5 protein-coding genes and 3 pseudogenes are annotated in these 5944 nt (G+C 44.6%); all 8 read left to right on the top strand.

The window, feature by feature from the left end; translation table 11 throughout:
* Nucleotides 1-131 precede the first annotated feature (131 nt).
* Nucleotides 132-809 (top strand): annotated as a pseudogene (locus IM475_RS09985) (TIGR03032 family protein); the annotation flags it as partial.
* Between the two features lie 259 nt (nt 810-1068).
* Complete coding sequence (locus IM475_RS09980) at nt 1069-2079, top strand: RpnC/YadD family protein (protein ID WP_287690512.1); 1011 nt, start codon at nt 1069-1071, stop codon at nt 2077-2079.
* A gap of 26 nt (nt 2080-2105) precedes the next feature.
* Nucleotides 2106-2447 (top strand): annotated as a pseudogene (locus IM475_RS09975) (hypothetical protein); the annotation flags it as partial.
* Nucleotides 2448-2713: 266 nt separating this feature from the next.
* On the top strand, nt 2714-2974 hold the full coding sequence (locus IM475_RS09970) for a hypothetical protein (protein WP_002733873.1): 261 nt from the start codon (nt 2714-2716) through the stop codon (nt 2972-2974).
* An 8-nt stretch (nt 2975-2982) separates the two neighbouring features.
* Nucleotides 2983-3390: a type II toxin-antitoxin system VapC family toxin gene (locus IM475_RS09965; protein ID WP_287727436.1), complete on the top strand. Its 408-nt coding sequence runs from the start codon at nt 2983-2985 to the stop codon at nt 3388-3390.
* Nucleotides 3391-3569: 179 nt separating this feature from the next.
* The gene (locus tag IM475_RS09960; RefSeq protein WP_287727435.1) at nt 3570-3707 is read left to right on the top strand and encodes a hypothetical protein; all 138 of its coding nucleotides are present in this window, start codon (nt 3570-3572) and stop codon (nt 3705-3707) included.
* Nucleotides 3708-3980: 273 nt separating this feature from the next.
* Nucleotides 3981-4127: pseudogene (locus IM475_RS09955) on the top strand (DUF4347 domain-containing protein); the annotation flags it as partial.
* A gap of 203 nt (nt 4128-4330) precedes the next feature.
* On the top strand, nt 4331-5944 hold a 1614-nt coding region (locus tag IM475_RS09950; protein WP_287727434.1), incomplete at its 3' end, for an ELWxxDGT repeat protein.

The raw sequence follows: 5944 nt of genomic DNA, 5'->3' as shown, positions 1-5944 counted from the left end.
TACACGGCAGAAGTCGTCGACATGACAGAAAAGAGCTTCTAGACTAGACATAGATGGGTTGGGGGTGCTGAGTTTATATATTTTTCAGCTTACTAGCCCCCGCCTTTTCTTTCCTCCCTTATCCCGAACTGACGTTATTTAACTGTCTGGCAACCATCGAAGGAAATTGGAGTTTTCTCCCCCAGTGGAAACCGCCCTTTATCACCGAGTTGGTCCCCGGAGACCGCTGCCACCTCAATGGCTTGGCTATGGCTGAAAATAGCGGCACTCCCGCCTATGTGACGGCATTGGGGGAAACCAACGAGGAAAGCCTCTGGCGAGAGAATAAGGCCCAGGGCGGATGCTTAATTGATGTGGCTAGGGGAGAGGTGATTCTGCGGGGTTTAGCTATGCCCCATTCTCCCCGCCTTTACCAGGGTAATCTCTATTTCCTCAATTCCGGTTATGGAACCTTGAACCGTTGGCATCCCCAAACTGGTAGCACGGAAATCATCGCCGAATTGCCCGGTTTTACCCGGGGTTTAGACTGTTGGGAAGGTCACGCCTTTGTCGGGTTGTCCCAAGTGCGGGAAACGGCGGTTTTTGGCGGTTTACCCCTGGATGAGCGGCGTAATCAATTGCGGTGCGGGTTGGCTATTGTCAATCTAGCTACCGGTCAACTGGTGGCAACTTTTTGGTTCAATAGCGGCGTGGAGGAGGTTTTCGCTGTCTCCGTGCTGCCGGGCTACCGCAACCCGGCGCTAATTGGACCAGATAACGACCTCGATGGCACTCAATCCGTCTGGATGGTGCCTTCTTTAGGGACTTAATTGTTTACTTTTCACCCTATTATTCAGGAAAAAATCATGTCAACTCCTTTTTTAGTTAAAGATATCTTCCCCGGTTTAGGTAGCTCCTCCCCCGGCAGTCTGACGGCATTATATAGTTTGACCAATAAATGTTAGAACAAAGATGTAGATGTAGGTTGCTCTAATGGGAAGTTTTGTGACGACAAGTAGCATTTCTGATATTTATGGGGAATAATAGATTTAGATGAGTGCCTAACTTTCCAATTGGTAGCGACTTGCCATGAAACAACCAACCGCCAATTATGATGAACCCTGGAAAGAAGCATTAAGCGAGTATTTTGAAGCGTTTTTACATTTCTTCTTTCCCGAAGTTTACCAATTGATTGATTGGACAAAAATTCCCGAATCCCTAGAAAAAGAACTCAAACGGATTACCGCTTCAGCTAAGACAAAAAAACGTTTCGCTGACAAACTCTATAAAGTCTGGTTACTCAGGGGCGAAGAAGTCTGGATTTTGATTCATATTGAAATTCAAAGCCAATACGAAGAAAATTTCCCTCAGAGGATGTATATTTATAACTATCGGGCCTTTGATTTGTATCAGAAACCAGTTATCAGTCTCGCTATATTAGGAGATGAACGAGTAAATTGGCGACCAGATTCCTATAATTATACTATCGCTGGTTGTGAAGTCAGCCTCAAATTCCCAACGGTTAAATTACTGGACTATGAGGAAAACTGGTCAGAACTAGAAGCAAGTAGCAATCCTTTTGCTATAATAGTCATGGCACACCTGAAAACAAAAGCGACTACTGGGAAGCTGCCAGAACGGGAACAGTGGAAGTGGAGGTTAATCAGGGGATTATATGAAAAGGAGTTCGAGAGAGAACAGATAATTAAACTGTTTGAAATCATCGACAATATGATGACTTTATCCCCTGAATTGCAGTCAAGTTTAGAAAGTAAAATCAAACAATTTGAGGAGGAAAGAACCATGCCTTTAATAAGTAATATGGAGTTACGAGGAAGGAAAATTGGTGAGGAAATTGGGGAGTTACGAGGAATAGAACGCGGTAAGGAAATTGGTAAGGAAATTGGAGCGTTAGAAAATGCTCGTGATTTTGTGAAAAAAGTTTTGGAAACCCGACTAGGCGATATCCCTGGAGATATTGGACAATGTCTCAATGATGCTTCAGTTATTTCGGTTTTAGAAGAGATGTTAAAAGCCGCACTTATAGTAAATTCTTTTGAGGAGTGTAGGAAGTCTTTTAGTATCATCATAAATAAGTAGTGTGGGTAATACTTACCTTACTTAGTAAACTGTTTGAAATCATCGACAATATGATGACTTTATCCCCTGAATTACAGTCAAGTTTAGAGAGTAAAATCAAACAATTTGAGGAGGAAAGAACCATGCCTTTAATGAGTAATATGGAATTGCGAGGAATCGAACGCGGTAAAGAAATTGGGGTGCTAGAAAAAAGCCGCGATGCCATAAAAACAGTTTTAACTGTGCGGTTTGGAGAGATTTCTTCAGAAATTGAAGAGATAATCGGCAAAATGACTAACCCTACTATCTTAGAAGAGCTACTAAAATTAGCAGCTACTGCTAATTCTCTCGCAGAATTTAAGCAGTCTTTGGCAAAAATCAATATCTAGAAAACGGGTTTCTTCAAGAAACCCGTTTTCTGGACTTGTGGCCATCGCCTTCTCGCCATGACCCGCTACAATTGTCATTGTGAGGGAGTAATTGAGAGACAATCTTCAGAAACCCGTTTTCTGGACTTATGGCGAATCACCTGAATCAGTGAACAGTTGTTAGCCTTTTGGTAACTGATTCAGGTAATTGTATTTGCGTCTCTTGGTTATAATTCACAAACAGGCTATAATGTTAGTAAAACAACGTTAATCTCTAAGGTTTATCAATGACTCAAATATTGATCGAAATTCCCGACGAATTAATATCTCGTTTGCAAGAACAAAAATCCTCGGTTCAAGAGATTGTTATCAAAGCTTTGGAAAATTATGTTCAAGCTGAATTACCAGATATTACCAAGACTCGTACTTGGGAACTTTGTGGAAGTTTAGAAATTGTCCAACCTGAGCCTAAATATATTATCGGACAAGATAATCGGGGTCAAGTTGTAACTAACTACGCTGAAAACATCGATGAAATTATTTATTAAAAAAAATTGTGGACAAAGAAATTATTGTTGATACGTCTGCTTTAATTGCCTTTTTTGTCAAATCTGAAACTCATCACGAAAGCGCTCAAAAATATTACTTAGAAAATCCTCATAATAATTGGATTATTCTCGAATCGGTATTCGATGAAACTGTGACTTGGATTCGGAGCAAGGTATCTAGTCGAGCCTCAATCCAAGTGGGTCAAATACTAAGAGAAGATCATCGTTATATCAATGTGTCAGATAGCGATGATATGGCAATATGGGAAGCTTTCTGTAAGTACAATGATAAAAAATGGAGTTACACAGATTGTTCTATTTTAGTTATGGCTCATCGTTTACAAATATTTAAGGTATTCGCTTTTGATGATCATATTCGTCAAATGGCAGGATTAGGAATTGTTTGTGTCCCATAAACTAATAAAAATACAATTTATGAACGTCGTTCAGATTACATATCTTGCAACAACCCACGAAACTGAGAAAACGGGTTTCTTTGAGAAACCCGTTTTCTGTAAATTTTTGTTATATCCCCCTTGAAAAATTGGCGATTGTTTGCACAAAATAGTCGCATTAATCTTTTGCGGTCAATGTCATGACTTCTACCCTTTTGCCGAGCCTTCCTGCTGTTGACGATGTTTTGTGCAATTTTGCTCAATCTGATGGCTTTGTTCAAGCTAATCAGGTGGATAGTGTGAGAAATCAGCGTTTAACCGCACCGAATTTAATTTGATTTTCTCTGATTCATGAATAAACCTGATGAAAAAAAAAAAAAAAAAATAAGCATATTTTATATTCTATTGACGGTAGAAAAAAACGCTCTCAAGATGGTAGAAACGATTAATTGATGGTTTGACAGTCTTCAAGCCTAACCTAGACTGGCTGCGGTTGCGGAAAACAGGCTGACTCGGCTGAATAAATAATATTAAAGCAGCTTGTGGGCAATGCCCACCCTACACCACTCACCAGGAACCCTTGTATTATGTCTCGCCAAACCAATCTCAACCAGTCCGTAGTTTTCCTCGATGCTGGTGTTAGCGATTATCAAAGTCTCCAAGCTGGAGTAATTCCAGAAGTCGCCACCGTTATTCTCTCTCCCAATCAAGACGGAATCGAACAAATATCCGCTTTTTTACCACTGTTGAAACCTTAGATTTGTCGGATTTGCAGACATCTGAGGTTTTTCAGCCAGATATACCCTTCTTTGCCGGCTTAAGTACCTAAGCAAAATTAATTACACAAATCTAACCCCCCCTTGCCTCTTGCCTCTTGCATGAGTGCCTTTCTTCACTAGGAAATTTATTTTGCACGACTACTTAACTGTTTAATTTTCACCCTATTATTCAGGAACAAATCATGTCAACTCCTTTTTTAGTAGATATCCGTCCCGGTGCCTTTAGCTCCTACCCCAAAAATCTAACAGCACTGGGCAGTACCCTGTACTTCAGTGCCGATAACGGCGTGAACGGTCGGGAATTGTGGAAAAGCGACGGCACGGCGGCTGGTACAGTTCTGGTCAGAGATATCCGCGCCGGTTCCTCTAACTCCTACCCCGGCAATGGCAATCTAACGGCAGTGGGCAGCACCCTGTTCTTTGCTGCCAATGACGGCGTTAACGGTCGGGAATTATGGAAAAGCGACGGCACGGCGGCCAGTACGGTTCTGGTCAGAGACATCCGCGCTGGTTCCTCTAACTCCTACCCCCGCAATCTAACGGCGGTGGGTAACACCCTCTTCTTCACTGCCGATGACAACAATGACGGTCAAAAGTTATGGAAGAGCGACGGCACGGCGGCCGGCACGGTTCTGGTCAAGGATATCAGCCCCCGCTATCTGACGGCAGTGGGCAATACCCTGTTCTTCCGTGCCGATGACGGCGTGAACGGTCGGGAATTGTGGAAAAGCGACGGCACGGCGGCCGGTACAGTTCTGGTCAGAGATATCGGCGCCGGTTCCTCTGGCTCCTTCCCCAGCTATCTAACGGCGCTGGGCAATACCCTGTTCTTCACTGCCAGTGACGGCGTGAACGATACTGAATTGTGGAAGAGCGACGGCACGGCGGCTGGTACGGTTTTGGTCAGAGATATTTTTCCCGGTTTATTTGGTCCCTCCCCCAGCAATCTAACGGCGGTGGGCAACACCCTTACCCTGTTCTTTACTGCCGATGACGGCGTGAACGGTCGGGAATTATGGAAAAGCGACGGCACGGCCGCTGGTACGATTCTGGTCAGAGATATCCGCGCCGGTTTCTCTAGCTCCAACCTGGAAAATCTGACGGCAGTGGGCAACACCCTGTTCTTCACTGTCGATGACGGCGTTAACGGTCGGGAATTGTGGAAAAGCGACGGCACGGCGGCCGGTACGGTTCTGGTCAAGGATATCCGCCCCGGTTCCTATGGCTCCTTCTTCCGCAGTCTAACGGCGGTGGGCAATACCCTGTACTTCACTGCTAATGACGGCGTAAACGGTACTGAATTGTGGAAAAGCGACGGCACGGCGGCGGGTACGGTTCTGGTGGCCGACATCATCCCCGGTGCCTCTGGCTACGGCCCCAGCAGTCTGAGAGTAGTGGGCAATACTTTGTTCTTCACTGCCAATAACGGCGTTAACGGTGATGAATTGTGGGCTTTAAATGTGGGGGGTCCCACAGTTCCCACCCTCGCCATTGCCGCCACCAATGCCAGTCAAACCGAGGGCAACAGTGGCAGTAAAGCCTTTACTTTCACCGTCACTCGTGCGGTTAATACCACGGGAAGCAATAACGTCAGTTGGGCAGTTACCGGCACTGGAACCAATCCTGCCAATGCCACGGATTTTGTCGGGGGAGTGTTACCCAGTGGAGTAGTAAGTTTTGCCGCCGGGGAAACCAGTAAAGTGATTACTGTTAACGTTCAGGGAGATACAACGGTAGAACTGAACGAAAACTTTACCGTCACCCTCTCCAATCCCACCAACGGCGCTACCATTACC

The sequence above is a fragment of the Microcystis sp. M061S2 genome, from assembly GCF_020245605.1.
Taxonomy (GTDB): Bacteria; Cyanobacteriota; Cyanobacteriia; order Cyanobacteriales; family Microcystaceae; genus Microcystis.
This window is presented reverse-complemented; position numbering and strand designations above follow the sequence as displayed.